Source organism: Streptomyces mayonensis, assembly GCF_018982965.1.
In the GTDB taxonomy this organism is placed as follows: Bacteria; Actinomycetota; Actinomycetes; order Streptomycetales; family Streptomycetaceae; genus Streptomyces; species Streptomyces mayonensis.
Genome location: NZ_JACBYP010000082.1, coordinates 22321 through 37285, shown reverse-complemented (window position 1 = coordinate 37285; position 14965 = coordinate 22321). Strand labels below are relative to the sequence as shown.

Below are 14965 nucleotides of genomic sequence, written 5' to 3'. Positions count from 1 at the left end.
CCCCCGCACCGCCGCGTTCCCGCGGCACCGGCACCCCCAGCACCGGCACTCACAGCACCCCCTTCATCCGCTCGCCCACGGGAGTACCCCCAATGCCAGACAAGACCCACGTCTACGACTACGTCGTCATCGGCGGCGGCACGGCGGGCTCGGTGATCGCCTCCCGCCTCACCGAGAACGCGGACGTCACCGTCGCCGTCATCGAGGGCGGCCCCAGCGACGTCGGCCGCGACGACGTGCTCACCCTGCGCCGCTGGATGGGCCTGCTCGGCGGCGAGCTGGACTACGACTACCCCACCACCGAGCAGCCGCGCGGCAACTCGCACATCCGGCACAGCCGCGCCCGTGTCCTCGGCGGCTGCTCCTCGCACAACACCCTCATCGCCTTCAAGCCGCTCCCGTCCGACTGGGACGAGTGGGAGGCCGCCGGCGCCAAGGGCTGGGGCGCCGTCCAGATGGAGGCGTACTTCGCCCGGCTGAAGAACAACATCGTCCCGGTCGACGAGAAGGACCGCAACGCCATCGCCCGCGACTTCGTCGACGCCGCGCAGAAGACGCTGGAGGTCCCCCGCGTCGAGGGCTTCAACAAGAAGCCGTTCACCGAGGGCGTCGGCTTCTTCGACCTCGCCTACCACCCCGAGGACAACAAGCGCTCGTCGGCCTCGGTGGCGTACCTGCACCCGGTGATGGACGACCGGCCCAACCTCACGCTCATGCTGGAGACCTGGGCCCACCGGCTGGAGCTGGAGGGCACCCGTGCCGCGGGCGTCCACGTCCGCACCAAGGACGGCGAGGAGATCCTGGTCCGGGCGCGCAACGAGGTGGTGCTCTGCGCCGGCGCCGTCGACTCCCCGCGGCTGCTGCTGCACTCGGGCATCGGCCCGCGCGAGGACCTGGAGGCGCTCGGCATACCCGTGGCGCTCGACCTGCCCGGCGTCGGTGAGAACCTGCTCGACCACCCCGAGTCGGTGATCGTGTGGGAGACCAACGGCCCCATCCCGGACAACTCCGCGATGGACTCCGACGCCGGTCTGTTCGTGCGCCGCGACCCCGGACACGCGGGCCCCGACCTGATGTTCCACTTCTACCAGATCCCGTTCACGGACCACCCCGAGCGACTGGGCTACGAGCGCCCGGAGTTCGGCGTCTCGATGACCCCGAACATCCCCAAGCCCAGGTCCCGCGGCCGCCTCCGCCTCACCAGCGCCGACCCGGCCGAGAAGCCCGCCCTCGACTTCCGCTACTTCACCGACGAGGACGACCACGACGGCCGCACCCTCGTGGACGGCATCCGCATCGCCCGCCGGGTCGCGGCCGCCGAGCCGCTGGCCGGCTGGCTCAAGCGCGAGGTGTGTCCCGGCCCGGACGTCACCGGCGACGAGGAGCTGAGCGAGTACGCCCGCAAGGTCGCCCACACCGTCTACCACCCGGCCGGCACCTGCAAGATGGGCGCCGCCACCGACGAGACCGCCGTCGTCGACCCCGAGCTGCGCATCCGCGGCCTCCAGGGCATCCGCATCGCGGACGCGTCGGTCTTCCCGACCATGCCCGCCGTCAACCCGATGATCGGCGTCCTCATGGTCGGCGAGCGGGCCGTCGAGCTGATCGGCGGTGACGCCCGATGAGCGCCACCGCCCACGACACCGGCGCCGCCGACGACGCCGTGAACGGCACCGTGGCCGAGCGGCCCCCGGTCTTCTCCGTCAGCGGCCTGTGGAAGGTCTTCGGCCCGCGGGCCGAGCGCGTCCCCGCCGACCCGGAGCTGGCCGCCCTGAGCCCCGCCGAGCTGCGCTCGCGCACCGGCTGCACCGCCGCCGTCGCCGACGTCTCCTTCGACGTGCGCAAGGGCGAGGTCTTCGTCGTCATGGGCCTGTCCGGCTCCGGCAAGTCCACCCTCGTCCGCTGCCTGACCCGGCTGATCGAGCCGACGGCCGGGTCCATCGCCATCGACGGCGAGGACGTCCGCGCGATGGACCGGACCCGGCTGCGCTCCCTGCGCCGGCACCGCGCCGCGATGGTCTTCCAGCACTTCGGGCTGCTCCCGCACCGCACCGTCCTCGACAACGTCGCCTACGGCCTGGAGGTCCAGGGCCTGGGGCGCGCCGAGCGCCGGGAGCGGGCCGCCGGGATCGTCGCCAAGGTCGGTCTGGAGGGCCTCGAGCAGCGCAGGCCCGGCCAGCTCTCGGGCGGCCAGCGCCAGCGCGTCGGCCTCGCCCGTGCCCTCGCCGTCGACCCCGAGGTGCTGCTCTTCGACGAGCCGTTCAGCGCCCTCGACCCGCTGATCCGCCGGGACATGCAGGAGGAGGTCGTCCGGCTCCACCGCGAGGAGGGCCGCACGATGGTCTTCATCACCCACGACCTCCAGGAGGCGCTGAAGCTCGGTGACCGCATCGCCCTGATGCGCGACGGGCGGGTCGTGCAGCTCGGCACGCCGGAGGAGATCGTCGGCTCGCCCGCCGACGACTACGTCCGCGAGTTCGTCCGCGACGTCCCGCGCGAGCAGGTCCTCACCGTCGGTACGGCGATGCGCCCCGCCTCCTCGCCCGACGAGGCGGCGACCGGCCCGGCGATCCGCCCCGGGGCCACGGTCTCGGAGGCCATCGAGGCCGTCGCGCGGGCGGGTTCGCCGGCCCGTGTGATGGACGACGGCCGCTGCGTGGGCGTGGTGGACGCGGACGCGCTGCTGGAGGTGGTGGCGGGCGTGCCCGGCGGCGGCCGTGCCGCCGGGCCGGCTCCCGGCCCACAGGGAGCGGCGACCGGCGAGCGCCCCGAGCCCGCCGGCTCCCGCCCCGAGCCGGCCGGCCCCCGTCCCGCCGCCGACGAGGAGCCGGTCTGATGGCAACGCTCACGGCCACGGCCCAGAAGCCGGCCCCGCCGGGTATCCTCACCCACCGGGCCGTCCGCAAGCTCCTCGTCCTCGCCGTCGCCGCGGCGGTGCTCGGCCCCGTGGCCGCCACCCAGTGGCCCGGCGCCGCCTGGCCCGGCGCGCTCACCGTCGACGTCTCCGAACCCCTCGGCAGGGCCAGCGACTGGATCATCGACAACCGCGACAGCCACCCCCTGTTCCTGTACTTCTTCGGGCACGTCAGCAACGTCGTCGTCCTCGCCGTACGAGCCGTCTACCTCGCCCTCCTCGCCGTCGGCTGGGCCGGGGTCACCGCGGTCGGCGCCCTGGTCGCCTGGCGCGTGGCCGGCGTGCGGCTGGCCCTCGGCACCGCCGCCGCCTTCCTGGCCTGTGGCCTGCTCGGCATGTGGGTGCCGACGATGCAGACCCTCGCCCTGATGGTCGTCGCCGTCCTCGCGTCGGTCGTCGTCGGCGCTCTGCTGGGCCTGGCAGCGGGCCTCTCCGACCGGATGGACCGCGCGCTGCGCCCGGTCCTCGACACCATGCAGGTGCTGCCCGCCTTCGCCTACCTCCTCCCCGTGGTGCTGGTCTTCGGCATCGGCGTCCCCGCCGCCGTCCTCGCGACCGTGGTGTACGCCGCGCCGCCCATGGCCCGGCTCACCTCGCTGGGCCTGCGCGGCGCCGACAAGGAGGTCCTGGAGGCCGTCGAGTCGCTCGGCACCACCGCCCGCCAGCGTCTGCTGACCGCCCGTATCCCGCTGGCCCGCAAGGAACTCCTCCTCGGCGTCAACCAGACGATCATGATGGCGCTCTCCATGGCCGTCATCGCCTCCGTCATCGGCGCCGGCGGCCTCGGCGACCGCGTCTACCAGGCGCTCGCCTCGGTCGACGTCGGCGCCGCCCTCGCGGCCGGCATCCCGATCGTGCTGCTCGCCGTCGTCCTGGACCGCGTGACCGGCGCGGCGGGGGAGCGGCTCGGTGGGCCGGGGGCGGCCGGGAAGTCGCCGCTGACCTGGCTGTACGTCCTGCTCGCCGCCGCGGCCGTCGCGGTCGCCGGGCGTCTCGGGGACTTCCTCGACTGGCCCGACGGATGGGAGCTGAACATCGCCGAACCCGTCAACCGGGCCGTCGACTGGATGACCGCCCACCTGTACTCCGACGTCCCCGTCGTGGGCGGCACCGCCGACTGGGCCGCGCACTTCACCAGCTGGGTCCTCAACCCGCTGCGGGACGGGCTCCAGTGGCTGCCCTGGTGGTCCGTGCTCCTCGTCGTCGCCACCCTGGCCTGGCTGATCGGTACCTGGCGCACCGCGCTCACCGCCGTCCTGGCGATGGCCGCGATCGGCGTGCTCGGCGTGTGGGACCCGTCCCTCGACACGCTCTCGCAGGTCCTCGCCGCCGTCGCGGTGACCCTCGTCGTCGGCTTCGCCACCGGGATCGCCGCCGCCCGCAGCGACCGCTTCGAGCGACTGCTGCGGCCCGTGCTCGACGTCTTCCAGACCATGCCCCAGTTCGTGTACCTGATCCCGGTCGTCGCCCTCTTCGGCGTGGGCCGCGCGCCCGCCGCGGCCGCCGCGGTCGTCTACGCCCTCCCGGCCGTCGTCCGCATCACCGCCCAGGGCCTGCGCCAGGTCGACCCGGCCGCGCTGGAGTCGGCCCGCTCGCTCGGCGCCACCAGCGCGCAGCAACTGCGCCAGGTCCAGCTGCCGCTGGCCCGCCGCTCCCTGCTGCTCGCCGTCAACCAGGGTGTCGTCCTCGTCCTCGCCGTCGTCATCATCGGCGGACTCGTCGGCGGCGGCGCGCTCGGCTACCAGGTCGTCTTCGGCCTGGCCCAGGGCGACCTCGCGACCGGACTGGTGGCGGGCGCCGCGATCGTCTGCCTCGGCCTGATGCTCGACCGGGTCACCCAGCCCACCGAACGCCGTACGCAGAAGAAGGGAGCCTGACATGCGACTGCGCACGAGCTCCGCGATCGCGTCGGTGGCCGCGCTGACCCTGCTGACCGGCTGCGGCGCCGCCGACATGACCAAGCAGGCGTCCCCGTTCGCGAACGCCCAGGGCGCCAGGACGGTCACCCTCTCCGTGCAGTCCTGGGTCGGCGCGCAGGCCAACGTGGCCGTCGCCCAGTACCTGCTGGAGCACGAGCTGGGCTACCGCGTCGACACCGTCCAGGTCGACGAGGTCCCCGCCTGGGACGCGCTCAGCCAGGGCCGCGTCGACGCGATCCTGGAGGACTGGGGCCACCCCGAGCAGGAACAGCGCTACGTCGAGGACAAGGGGACCATCACCGCCGGCGGCGACCTCGGCGTCACCGGGCACATCGGCTGGTTCGTACCGACGTACTTCGCCGAGCAGCACCCGGACGTCACGGACTGGAAGAACCTCAACAAGTACGCCGACCTGCTGCGCACCGCGGAGAGCGGCGGCAAGGGCCAGCTCATGGACGGCTCCCCGTCCTACGTCACCAACGACAAGGCCCTGGTGAAGAACCTGAACCTGGACTACCAGGTCGTCTTCGCGGGCTCCGAGGCCGCCCAGATCACCCAGATGAAACAGTTCGCCAAGGAGAAGAAGCCCTTCCTGAGCTACTGGTACACCCCCCAGTGGCTGACCGAGCAGGTGCCGATGACCGAGGTGAAGCTGCCGCCGTACAAGGAGGGCTGCGACGCCGACCCGGAGAAGGTCGCCTGCGCCTATCCGGTCACCCCGCTGCAGAAGTACCTCAACACGGACTTCGCGGAGAACGCCGGCACGGCGGCGGAGTTCCTGAAGAAGTTCAAGTGGACGACCAAGGACCAGAACCAGGTGTCCCTGCTGATCGCCGAGCAGAAGCTGCGGCCCGAGGAGGCGGCGAAGAAGTGGGTGGACAGCCACGAGTCCGTCTGGAAGGAGTGGCTGTCCTGACCCCTCCCTCCGCTGCCCGCCCGCGTGTCCGCGGGCGGGCAGCGGAGGGAGCCGTGTTCACCAGTCCGCGCTCCCCGGCGGAATCCGCCGGGCGGCCATCAGCCGGTTCCAGCCGTTGACCGCCGCGACGAGCGCGAGCAGATGGGCCAGCCCGTCGGCGTCGAAGTGCCCGGCGGCCTCCTCGTACACGGCGTCGGGCACGAAGCCCTCCGTGAGCACCGTCACCGCCTCGGTCAGCGCCGGCGCGGCCCGCTCCCGCGCGTCGAAGACGTCGCCGGCCTCCTCCCACGCGGCCAGCAGGTCCAGCCGACGCTCGTCCACCCCCTCCTGGCGGGCGATGCCGAGGTGCAGGTGGAGGCAGAAGGCGCAGTGGTTGAGCTGCGAGGCCCTGATCTGCACCAGCTCGGCGAGGGCCGCGTCCCCGAGCCCCCGCCCGGCGGCGGCGCTCACCGCTCGCATCGCGGAGCGCACAGCGCCGTCCAGGTGCGTCGAACGGGCCGTCGCGGGAGCGGCGGTCCCCGTCGCCGTCACGCGTACTGCCCCGGGCGGTAGTGGCCGGGCGTCAGACGGCAGGTCACGCCGAAGCGGTTCCAGGTGTTGATCACGGCGATGGCGGAGATCAGCTGGGCCAGCTCCGCCTCCCCGAAGTGCGCCGCGGCCCTCCCGTACACCTCGTCCGGCACGAAGCCGTCGGTCAGGACGGTGACCGCCTCGGTCAGCTCGATCGCCGCCAGTTCCTTCTCCGTGTAGAAGTGCCGCGACTCCTCCCACGCGGCCAGCTGCACGATCCGCTCCACGCTCTCGCCGGCCGCGAGGGCGTCCTTGGTGTGCATGTCGAGGCAGAAGGCGCAGTGGTTGAGCTGCGAGGCGCGGATCTTCACCAGCTCGGACAGCTTCGGGTCCAGGCCCTGGGCGGCCGCCTTCTCCAGGCGCAGCATCGCCTTCCACACCTCGGGGGCGTGCTTGGCCCACTCCAGCCGGGGAGACTGCTCGGCGGCAAGCGGCTCGGAGACCGGCACGGTGTTCTCGTTCGTCGTCATGCCACCGAGGCTAGGAAAGAAGCTGCCCACGGGTATGGTCCACTTCCATGGCGAAACCCTGGGCCACCCTCGGCGTCGACCTGCACCTGGAACCGGCCGGAGGCGGCCTGCGCCGCGGCCTGACCGACGCCCTGCGCGAGGCCGTCCGCACCGGCCGCCTGGCCCCCGGCACCCGGCTGCCCTCCTCCCGCGCCCTCGCCGCCGACCTCGGCATCGCCCGCAACACCGTCGCCGACTCCTACGCCGACCTGGTGGCCGAGGGCTGGCTCACCGCCCGGCAGGGCTCCGGCACCCGCGTCGCCGACCGCGCCGTCGTACCGCCCACCGGCACCGCCCCCCGCCCGCGCGGACCGGCCCGCCCCGCCCACGACCTGCGGCCCGGCACCCCCGACCTGGCCTCCTTCCCGCGCGCCGAGTGGCTGAAGGCCGCCCGCCGCGCCCTCGCCGCCGCTCCCAACGACGCCCTCGGCTACGGCGACCCGCGCGGCCGCCCCGAACTGCGCACCGCGCTGGCCGGCTACCTCGCCCGGGTCCGCGGCGTCCGCGCCGACCCCGAACGCCTGCTGGTCTGCGGCGGCTTCGCCCACGGCCTGTCCCTGCTCGCCACCGTGCTGCGGGCGCGCGGCGTGCACACCGTCGCCGTCGAGTCGTACGGCCTTGGCGCCCACCGCGACCTGCTGACCGGCGCCGGACTGCGCACCGTACCGCTGCCCCTGGACGCGCTCGGCACCGATCCGGACGTCCCCCGCGGCGCGGGCGCCGTGCTGCTGACGCCGGCCCACCAGTTCCCGCTCGGCATGCCGCTGCACCCCGACCGGCGGGCGGCCGTCGTCGACTGGGCGCGGCGCACCGGCGGCCTGGTCCTGGAGGACGACTACGACGGCGAGTTCCGCTACGACCGCCAGCCCGTCGGCGCCCTCCAGGGACTCGACCCCGACCGCGTGGTCCACCTCGGCACCGCCAGCAAGTCCCTCACCCCCGGCCTGCGGCTGGCCTGGACGGTGCTGCCGCCCGGCCTCACCGACGCCCTCACGGCGGCCCGCGGCGCCCAGGACACCTGCGGGGCGCTCGACCAGCTGACCCTGGCGGAGTTCCTGACCTCCGGCGCCTACGACCGCCACGTCCGCGCCGCCCGCCTGCGCTACCGCCGGCGCCGTGACGCCCTGGTCGCCGAGGTCGCCGCCCGCGCCCCCCGGGTGCGGGTCACCGGCATCGCGGCCGGCCTGCACGCCGTACTGCGACTGCCGCCCGGCACCGAGCAGCCGGTGCTCCGGGCGGCGGCCTGGCAGGGACTCGGCCTGCACGGCCTGGCGTCCTTCCGCCACCCCGACGCCACGACCGACCCGGTGGACGCCGTCGTCGTCGGCTACGGCACCCCGCCGGACCACGCCTGGGCGGGAGCCCTGGAGGCGCTGTGCCGGACGCTGCCGTAGCGGTCCCGCGCACGTTGCCCCGGGATCCGCGATGTCCGCTGTGCTCGTCCGCATCCCGAGTGCATCCCGCACCGGACCCGAAGGCCGCCTTCCGTATCCCGGACACCCCCGCGCCGCCCGGACCCACCCGGTACCCTGGCGGCGGGCCGTGACTGGCGCGCTGGGATGGGACGAACCATCGGGGAGCGGCCCCGGGAAGAACACGTGCCGTGCGCCTGGGCCATCCGTACCGTGAACGCTGAACGCAACGTCCGGAGGCCCCCATGCCCGCAGACCTCACCCCCGAGTCCACCGCCTACCGCGCCGCCCTCGACGTGATCCGCACCGTCGAGCCCCGCGTGGCGGACGCCATCGGCCAGGAGGTCGCCGACCAGCGCGAGATGCTCAAGCTGATCGCCTCGGAGAACTACGCCTCCCCGGCCACGCTCCTCGCGATGGGCAACTGGTTCAGCGACAAGTACGCCGAGGGCACCGTCGGCCGCCGCTTCTACGCCGGCTGCCGCAACGTCGACACCGTCGAGGCCCTGGCCGCCGAGCACGCCCGCGAGCTGTTCGGCGCCCGTCACGCCTACGTCCAGCCGCACTCCGGCATCGACGCCAACCTCGTCGCCTTCTGGGCCGTCCTCGGCGCCCGCGTCGAGGTGCCCTTCCTGGAGAAGACCGGCGCCCGCCAGGTCAACGACCTCACCGACGCCGACTGGGCCGAGCTGCGCCAGGCCTTCGGCAACCAGCGGATGCTCGGCATGTCCCTGGACGCCGGCGGCCACCTCACCCACGGCTTCCGGCCGAACATCTCCGGCAAGATGTTCGACCAGCGCTCCTACGGCACCGACCCGGCCACCGGCCTCATCGACTACGACGCCCTGCGCGCCTCGGCCCGCGAGTTCAAGCCGCTGATCATCGTCGCCGGCTACTCCGCGTACCCCCGGCTGGTGAACTTCCGGATCATGCGCGAGATCGCCGACGAGGTCGGCGCGACCCTCATGGTCGACATGGCGCACTTCGCCGGACTGGTCGCGGGCAAGGTGCTCACCGGCGACTTCGACCCGGTCCCGCACGCCCAGATCGTGACGACGACCACGCACAAGTCGCTGCGCGGCCCGCGCGGCGGCATGGTCCTGTGCGACGACTCCCTCAAGGACCAGGTCGACCGCGGCTGCCCGATGGTCCTCGGCGGCCCGCTCCCGCACGTCATGGCCGCCAAGGCCGTCGCCCTGGCCGAGGCCCGGCAGCCCGCGTTCCAGGACTACGCGCAGCGCATCGTCGACAACGCCCGCGCCCTCGCCGAGGGCCTGACGCGCCGCGGCGCCACCCTGGTGACCGGCGGCACGGACAACCACCTCAACCTGATCGACGTGGCGTCCTCCTACGGCCTCACCGGCCGCCAGGCCGAGGCCGCCCTCCTCGCCTCCGGCATCGTCACCAACCGCAACGCCGTCCCGGCCGACCCGAACGGCGCCTGGTACACCTCCGGCATCCGCATCGGCACCCCGGCGCTGACCACGCGCGGCCTCGGCACCGCCGAGATGGACGAGGTCGCGGGCCTCATCGACCGCGTCCTGAGCGCGACGGAGCCCGGCACCACCAAGTCCGGCGCCCCCTCCAAGGCCTCCCACGTCCTCGACGCGAAGGTCGCCGACGAGATCGCGCAGCGCGCGACCGACCTGGTGGCCGGCTTCCCGCTGTACCCGGAGATCGACCTGGGCTGACCCGGACGGTGTTCCCGCTGGGGCGTCCCCGACCGGCCAGGGGGCGCCCCCGTCGCCGTACCCGCTGTCACACCCCCGCAGACGGACTGGAACACCCCTGTACCGAACCAGTGCCGGAGCGCGCCCCGGGGCCTGAGAGAATGATGAACATGGCCTCTGAACGCCCGCCCGTCTCCCACCACCGCCCTCAGGGGAATGGCTCCGCCATGCAGCGTCGTCCGCGCGTGCTCTCCGGTATCCAGCCGACCTCCGGCTCGTTCCACCTCGGCAACTACCTCGGCGCCGTCCGCCAGTGGGTCGACATGCAGGAAACCCACGACGCGTTCTACACCGTCGTCGACCTGCACGCGATCACGGTCCCGCAGGACCCGAAGGAGCTGCGCGAGAACACCCGCGTCGCCGCCGCCCAGCTCCTCGCGGCCGGCCTCGACCCGGACCGCTGCACCCTGTTCGTGCAGAGCCACGTCCCGGAGCACGCCGAGCTCGGCTGGCTGATGAACTGCATCACCGGCTTCGGCGAGGCCTCCCGGATGACCCAGTTCAAGGACAAGTCCGCCAAGCAGGGCAACGACCGCACCACCGTCGGCCTGTTCACGTACCCGATGCTGATGGTCGCCGACATCCTGCTCTACCAGGCCGACCAGGTCCCCGTCGGCGAGGACCAGCGCCAGCACCTGGAGCTGACCCGCGACCTCGCGGACCGCTTCAACCAGACCTACGGCGACGCCTTCACCGTCCCGAGCGCCCACATCCTCAAGGAGACGGCGAAGATCTACGACCTTCAGGAACCGACTGCCAAGATGAGCAAGTCGGCGGCCACCCCGAAGGGCCTGATCAACCTGCTGGACGAGCCGAAGGCCACCGCCAAGAAGGTCAGGAGCGCGGTCACGGACACCGACACCGTGATCCGCTTCGACCGCGAGCACAAGCCCGGCGTCAGCAACCTGCTGTCGATCTACTCCACCCTCACCGGCGCCGGGATCGCGGAGCTGGAGCAGAAGTACGAGGGCAAGGGCTACGGCGCGCTGAAGACGGACCTCGCCGACGTCGTCGTGGAGTTCGTCACGCCGTTCCGCGAGCGCACCCTGCAGTACCTGGACGACCCCGAGACGCTGGACGCGGTCCTCGCCAAGGGCGCCGAGAAGGCCAGGACCGTCGCCGCGGAGACACTCGCCCGGGCGTACGACAAGGTGGGCTTCCTGCCCGCCAAGCGCTGAGCCCCGGCGGCCCCGGGCCCGCCGCCCCCCGCCGCCACCCGTGCGCCCCGGCATGCCGCCGTAGCGCTGCACATCACTCCGGTTGCGCCTGCCCCGGGCGTGGCGGTGGCCGTACAGTCGATAACCGGGTGTCCGGCAGAAGGACACACAACGACAGGAGACGAAGTGGGGACCGTAACGATCGGCGTGTCGATCGCGGTCCCGGAGCCTCACGGCAGCAAGCTCCAGCAGCTGCGCGCGGGCTTCGGCGACCCCGCGGCTCTGTGCATCCCCACGCACGTCACCCTGCTGCCGCCGACGGAGGTCGACGGCGGCGCGCTGCCCGCGATCGAGGCGCACCTGGCGGAGGTGGCGGCGCGCGGCCGCCCCTTCCCGATGCGGCTGTCCGGCACCGGCACCTTCCGTCCGCTCTCGCCCGTGGTCTTCGTCCAGGTGGTCGAGGGCGGCGCGGCCTGCTCCTGGCTGCAGAAGCGGGTCCGCGACGCGCACGGCCCCGTCCCCCGCGAACTGCAGTTCCCGTACCACCCGCACGTCACCGTGGCGCACGGCATCGAGGAGGCGGCGATGGACCGCGCCTACGAGGAGCTGTCCGACTACGAGGCGCAGTGGCCCTGCACCGGATTCGCCCTCTACGAGCAGGGTGCCGACAGCGTGTGGCGCAAGCTGCGCGAGTTCCCCTTCGGCAGCGCCACGGTGCCCCCGCAGGCGGGCCGCGTGGAGAGCGGCTCGCTGCCCGGCCGGTAGGTCTCCGGGATCACACCGGCAGCCGCCGGAACACCGTCCGCGGCAGGTGCCGCAGGGCCGACATCACCACCCGCAGCGTGCCCGGCACCCACACCGTCTCCGAGCGCCGCCGCAGCCCCAGCTCGATGGCCGCGGCGACCGCCCCCGGCGTCGTGGTGAGCGGTGCCTCCTCCATCCCCTCGGTCATCCGCGACCGCACGAACCCGGGGCGTACGACCATGACGTGCACGCCCGTGCCGTGCAGCGCGTCGCCCAGGCCCTGCGCGAAGGCGTCCAGGCCGGCCTTGCTGGAGCCGTAGATGAAGTTGGCGCGGCGGGCCCGCTCACCGGCCACGGAGGAGAGCACCACCAGCGAACCGTGGCCCTGGGCCTGCAGCGCGCGGGCGGCGACCAGACCGGCCGAGACCGCGCCGGTGTAGTTGGTCTGCGCGACCCGCACCGCGTTCAGCGGCTCGCGCTCGTCGTGCGCCTGGTCGCCCAGGATGCCGAAGGCCAGCAGCACCAGGTCGATGTCGCCCTCGGCGAACACCTTGCCGAGCGCCTCCTCGTGGGCCTCGGGATCCAGCGCGTCGAAGGCGACGGTGCGCACCTCGGCGCCCAGCCCCCGCAGCTGCTCGGCCGCGCCGTCCAGGGCGGGGGAGGGACGCCCGGCCAGCCAGACGGTGCGGGTGCGGCGGGCCACCAGACGGCGCACGGTGGCGAGCGCGATCTCGGAGGTGCCGCCGAGGACGAGGAGGGACTGGGGGAGGCCGAAGGCGTCCTTCACGGCAGCTCCAGACATGTCGGGGGTGTGCGGGGTGTCTCGGGAGTGTTCGGGGTGTTCCGGGGGTGTCTCGGGAGTGGTCGGGGTGTTCCGGGATGTTCGGGTGTGTCCCGGGTGTGTCCCCGGGGGCGTTCTGAGCGTTCCGGGATGTTCGGGCGTGTTCCGGGTGCCCGGAGGTGTGCGAAGGCGTCCCGGGGCCTCACAGGGCGAGGCGGCGGGCCAGGTCGGAGACGAACACCCCGCGCGGGTCCAGTTCCGCGCGCAGCGCGCGGAAGTCGGCGAGGCGCGGGTACATCGCGGCCAGCAGGTCGGGGCGCAGCCGGGAGTCCTTGGCGAGGTAGACCCGGCCGCCCGCGCGGGCGACCTCCTCGTCCAGCTCGTCCAGGAAGGCACCGAGGCCCGGCAGACCAGCCGGGACGTCCAGGGCCAGCGTCCAGCCCGGCACGGGGAAGGAGAGCCAGCCCGGGTCGGCCTCGCCGAACCGTTTGAGGACCGCCAGGAACGACGGACAGCGGCGCGCGGAGACACGCCGCACGATGCCGCGCAGCGCTTCCTCCCGGCCGAGCCCCACGACGAACTGGTACTGCACGAAGCCCCCGCGGCCGTAGACGCGGTTCCAGTGCGGGACACCGTCCAGGGGGTGGAAGAAGGCGGAGATGCGCTGGAGCCGCCCCCGGCTGAACCGGGGCGCCTTGCGGTACCAGACCTCGTTGAACAGGCCCACCGTCGTCCGGCCGAGCAGCCCGTCCGGTACGAGGTCGGGGGCGGCCGGCAGGCGGGAGGCGCGGAAGGCGAGCGGCGCACGCCGGGCGCGGGACCGGGCGGGCAGCGCGTCCAGCGGGGCGTGGTCGCCGCGGGTGAGCACCGCGCGGCCGGTCGCCCCGCCGCGCGCCAGGAGGTCGATCCAGGCGACCGAGTAGCGGTAGCGGTGGTCGGTGGCCGTCAGACGGGCCATCAGGTCGTCCAGGTCGGTGGCGCGCTCGGTGTCGACCGACATCAGCGACGTCTCGACCGGCTGGAGCCGCAGCGTCGCGGTGAGGATCACACCGGTCAGCCCCATGCCGCCCGCGGTCGCGTCGAACAGGGGCGTGCCCGGGGTGACGGTGCGTACCGTGCCGTCGGCGGTGAGCAGCTCCAGGGAGAGCACGTGCCGCGTGAACGACCCCGACACGTGGTGGTTCTTGCCGTGGATGTCGGCGCCGACCGCCCCGCCGACCGTCACGTAGCGGGTGCCGGGCGTCACCGGCACGAACCAGCCGAGCGGCAGCAGCACCTCCATCAGCCGGTGCAGGGACACACCCGCGTCGCACAGCACGGTGCCGCCGTCGGCGTCGATCGCGTGCACGCGGTCCAGGGCCGTCATGTCGAGGACGGCGCCGCCCGCGTTCTGCGCCGCATCCCCGTACGCCCGCCCCAGCCCCCTCGCGATGCCGCCGCGCGCCCCGCACTCCCGGACGGCGACGGCCGCCTCCTCGTACGTCCGCGGGCGGACCAGGAGCCCGCCGGTGGGCGCCGTGCGGCCCCAGCCGGTGACGGTGCCCCAGTCGGCGTCGGGGCGGTGGGCGCCGGTGCCCCGGTCGGCGTCGGGAACGGTGTCGGCAGACATGGCGATGACCGTATCGCCCCTATGTGAATGATTAGTTCCAAAACATCACGCACATACCCGAAACGGGTGATTAATGGTATGTCGCTCGATGGTGCCCGCCCTCCCGGACCGCGGGCGGGGACAGTGAGCCCCCATGGACGACCTCCACGACCTCCAGGATCTCGACGACCTCGACGGCCTCGACGACATGGACCACCGGATCGTCACGGTGCTGAGGGCCTGCGGCACCGACCCGCGCGTCGCCGCCGCCGCGCGCGCCCTGTCCTGGGCCGGGGAGCACGGGGCGCTGTGGCTCGCGGCGGGGCTCGCCTCGGCGGCCGTGGACGCGCCCCGGCGCTCGGCCTGGCTGCGCGGCACCGCGCTCACCGCGGGCGCCCACGTCGTCGGCATGGGCGTCAAGCGGGTCGTGCGCCGTCCGCGGCCCCCGCACGTCGAGCCGCTGGTGCGGACCGCCGGCCGGTACTCCTTCCCCAGCGCCCACGCCACCTCCGCCGCGGCGGCCGCCGTCGTCTTCGGCGCGTTCGGGGTGCGTGCCGCCTGGCCGCTCGCCGCCGCGGTGTGCGCCTCCCGGCTGGTCACCGGCGTCCACTACCCCTCGGACGTCGCGGCGGGCGCCGCCCTGGGCGCGCTCACGGCCCGGCTCGGCGCCGACTGGATGCGCGGAGGCACCCGTGTCTGACACCGCCGTGACCGACACCGCCGTC

The 14965-nt window shown here is 73.7% G+C and carries 13 protein-coding genes and 1 riboswitch; of the genes, 9 read left to right on the top strand and 4 right to left on the bottom strand.

Translation table 11 applies throughout. From position 1 onward, the window contains the following. The first annotated feature begins 92 nt into the window (after nt 1–92). The 4 genes from HZS56_RS26295 to HZS56_RS26280 are packed head-to-tail and all read left to right on the top strand — an operon-like array spanning nt 93 to nt 5749. Nucleotides 93–1625: a GMC family oxidoreductase gene (locus tag HZS56_RS26295; RefSeq protein ID WP_216723253.1), complete on the top strand. Its 1533-nt coding sequence runs from the start codon at nt 93–95 to the stop codon at nt 1623–1625. After that, nucleotides 1622–2836, top strand: a complete 1215-nt coding sequence (locus HZS56_RS26290; RefSeq protein ID WP_216723252.1) for a quaternary amine ABC transporter ATP-binding protein — start codon at nt 1622–1624, stop codon at nt 2834–2836. Before HZS56_RS26295 ends, HZS56_RS26290 begins: the two co-directional genes overlap by 4 nt. Next, the gene (locus HZS56_RS26285; RefSeq protein WP_216723251.1) at nt 2836–4791 is read left to right on the top strand and encodes an ABC transporter permease; all 1956 of its coding nucleotides are present in this window, start codon (nt 2836–2838) and stop codon (nt 4789–4791) included. Before HZS56_RS26290 ends, HZS56_RS26285 begins: the two co-directional genes overlap by 1 nt. A gap of 1 nt (nt 4792) precedes the next feature. Beyond that, a complete protein-coding gene (locus HZS56_RS26280; protein WP_216723250.1) occupies nt 4793–5749 on the top strand; it encodes an ABC transporter substrate-binding protein in 957 nt (318 codons plus the stop codon). 57 nt (nt 5750–5806) lie between these two features. Here HZS56_RS26280 and HZS56_RS26275 read toward each other — a convergent pair whose 3' ends face one another. Both HZS56_RS26275 and HZS56_RS26270 read right to left on the bottom strand, forming a co-directional pair. After that, a complete protein-coding gene (locus HZS56_RS26275; protein WP_216723258.1) occupies nt 5807–6208 on the bottom strand; it encodes a carboxymuconolactone decarboxylase family protein in 402 nt (133 codons plus the stop codon). A gap of 68 nt (nt 6209–6276) precedes the next feature. After that, nucleotides 6277–6789 carry a carboxymuconolactone decarboxylase family protein gene (locus tag HZS56_RS26270; protein WP_216723249.1) on the bottom strand — a complete coding sequence of 171 codons (513 nt, stop codon included), beginning with the start codon at nt 6787–6789 and terminating at the stop codon, nt 6277–6279. A 47-nt stretch (nt 6790–6836) separates the two neighbouring features. Between HZS56_RS26270 and pdxR the strand changes: the two genes are divergently transcribed. The 4 genes from pdxR to HZS56_RS26250 all read left to right on the top strand — a co-directional run bounded on the left by pdxR (nt 6837) and on the right by HZS56_RS26250 (nt 11892). Beyond that, entirely contained in the window at nt 6837–8222 is a 1386-nt protein-coding gene (pdxR, locus tag HZS56_RS26265; RefSeq protein WP_216723248.1) for a MocR-like pyridoxine biosynthesis transcription factor PdxR, read from the top strand. Nucleotides 8223–8360: 138 nt separating this feature from the next. Then, nucleotides 8361–8450: riboswitch (ZMP/ZTP riboswitch) on the top strand. A 35-nt stretch (nt 8451–8485) separates the two neighbouring features. Beyond that, a complete protein-coding gene (locus tag HZS56_RS26260; protein WP_216723247.1) occupies nt 8486–9931 on the top strand; it encodes a glycine hydroxymethyltransferase in 1446 nt (481 codons plus the stop codon). 206 nt (nt 9932–10137) lie between these two features. Further along, nucleotides 10138–11148 carry a tryptophan--tRNA ligase gene (trpS, locus tag HZS56_RS26255; protein ID WP_216723246.1) on the top strand — a complete coding sequence of 337 codons (1011 nt, stop codon included), beginning with the start codon at nt 10138–10140 and terminating at the stop codon, nt 11146–11148. Nucleotides 11149–11313: 165 nt separating this feature from the next. After that, nucleotides 11314–11892, top strand: coding sequence for a 2'-5' RNA ligase family protein (locus tag HZS56_RS26250; RefSeq protein ID WP_216723245.1), 579 nt, complete (start codon nt 11314–11316; stop codon nt 11890–11892). A gap of 10 nt (nt 11893–11902) precedes the next feature. Here the strand turns inward: HZS56_RS26250 and dprE2 are convergent, their stop codons facing one another. Together dprE2 and dprE1 are read right to left on the bottom strand one after the other, a co-directional pair. After that, nucleotides 11903–12658: a decaprenylphospho-beta-D-erythro-pentofuranosid-2-ulose 2-reductase gene (dprE2, locus tag HZS56_RS26245; protein WP_216723257.1), complete on the bottom strand. Its 756-nt coding sequence runs from the start codon at nt 12656–12658 to the stop codon at nt 11903–11905. A gap of 196 nt (nt 12659–12854) precedes the next feature. Continuing rightward, the gene (dprE1, locus tag HZS56_RS26240; protein ID WP_216723244.1) at nt 12855–14261 is read right to left on the bottom strand and encodes a decaprenylphosphoryl-beta-D-ribose oxidase; all 1407 of its coding nucleotides are present in this window, start codon (nt 14259–14261) and stop codon (nt 12855–12857) included. A gap of 133 nt (nt 14262–14394) precedes the next feature. On the opposite strand from dprE1, the gene HZS56_RS26235 reads away from it, so the two are divergent. After that, entirely contained in the window at nt 14395–14940 is a 546-nt protein-coding gene (locus HZS56_RS26235) for a phosphatase PAP2 family protein (RefSeq protein WP_216723243.1), read from the top strand. Nucleotides 14941–14965 lie beyond the last annotated feature (25 nt).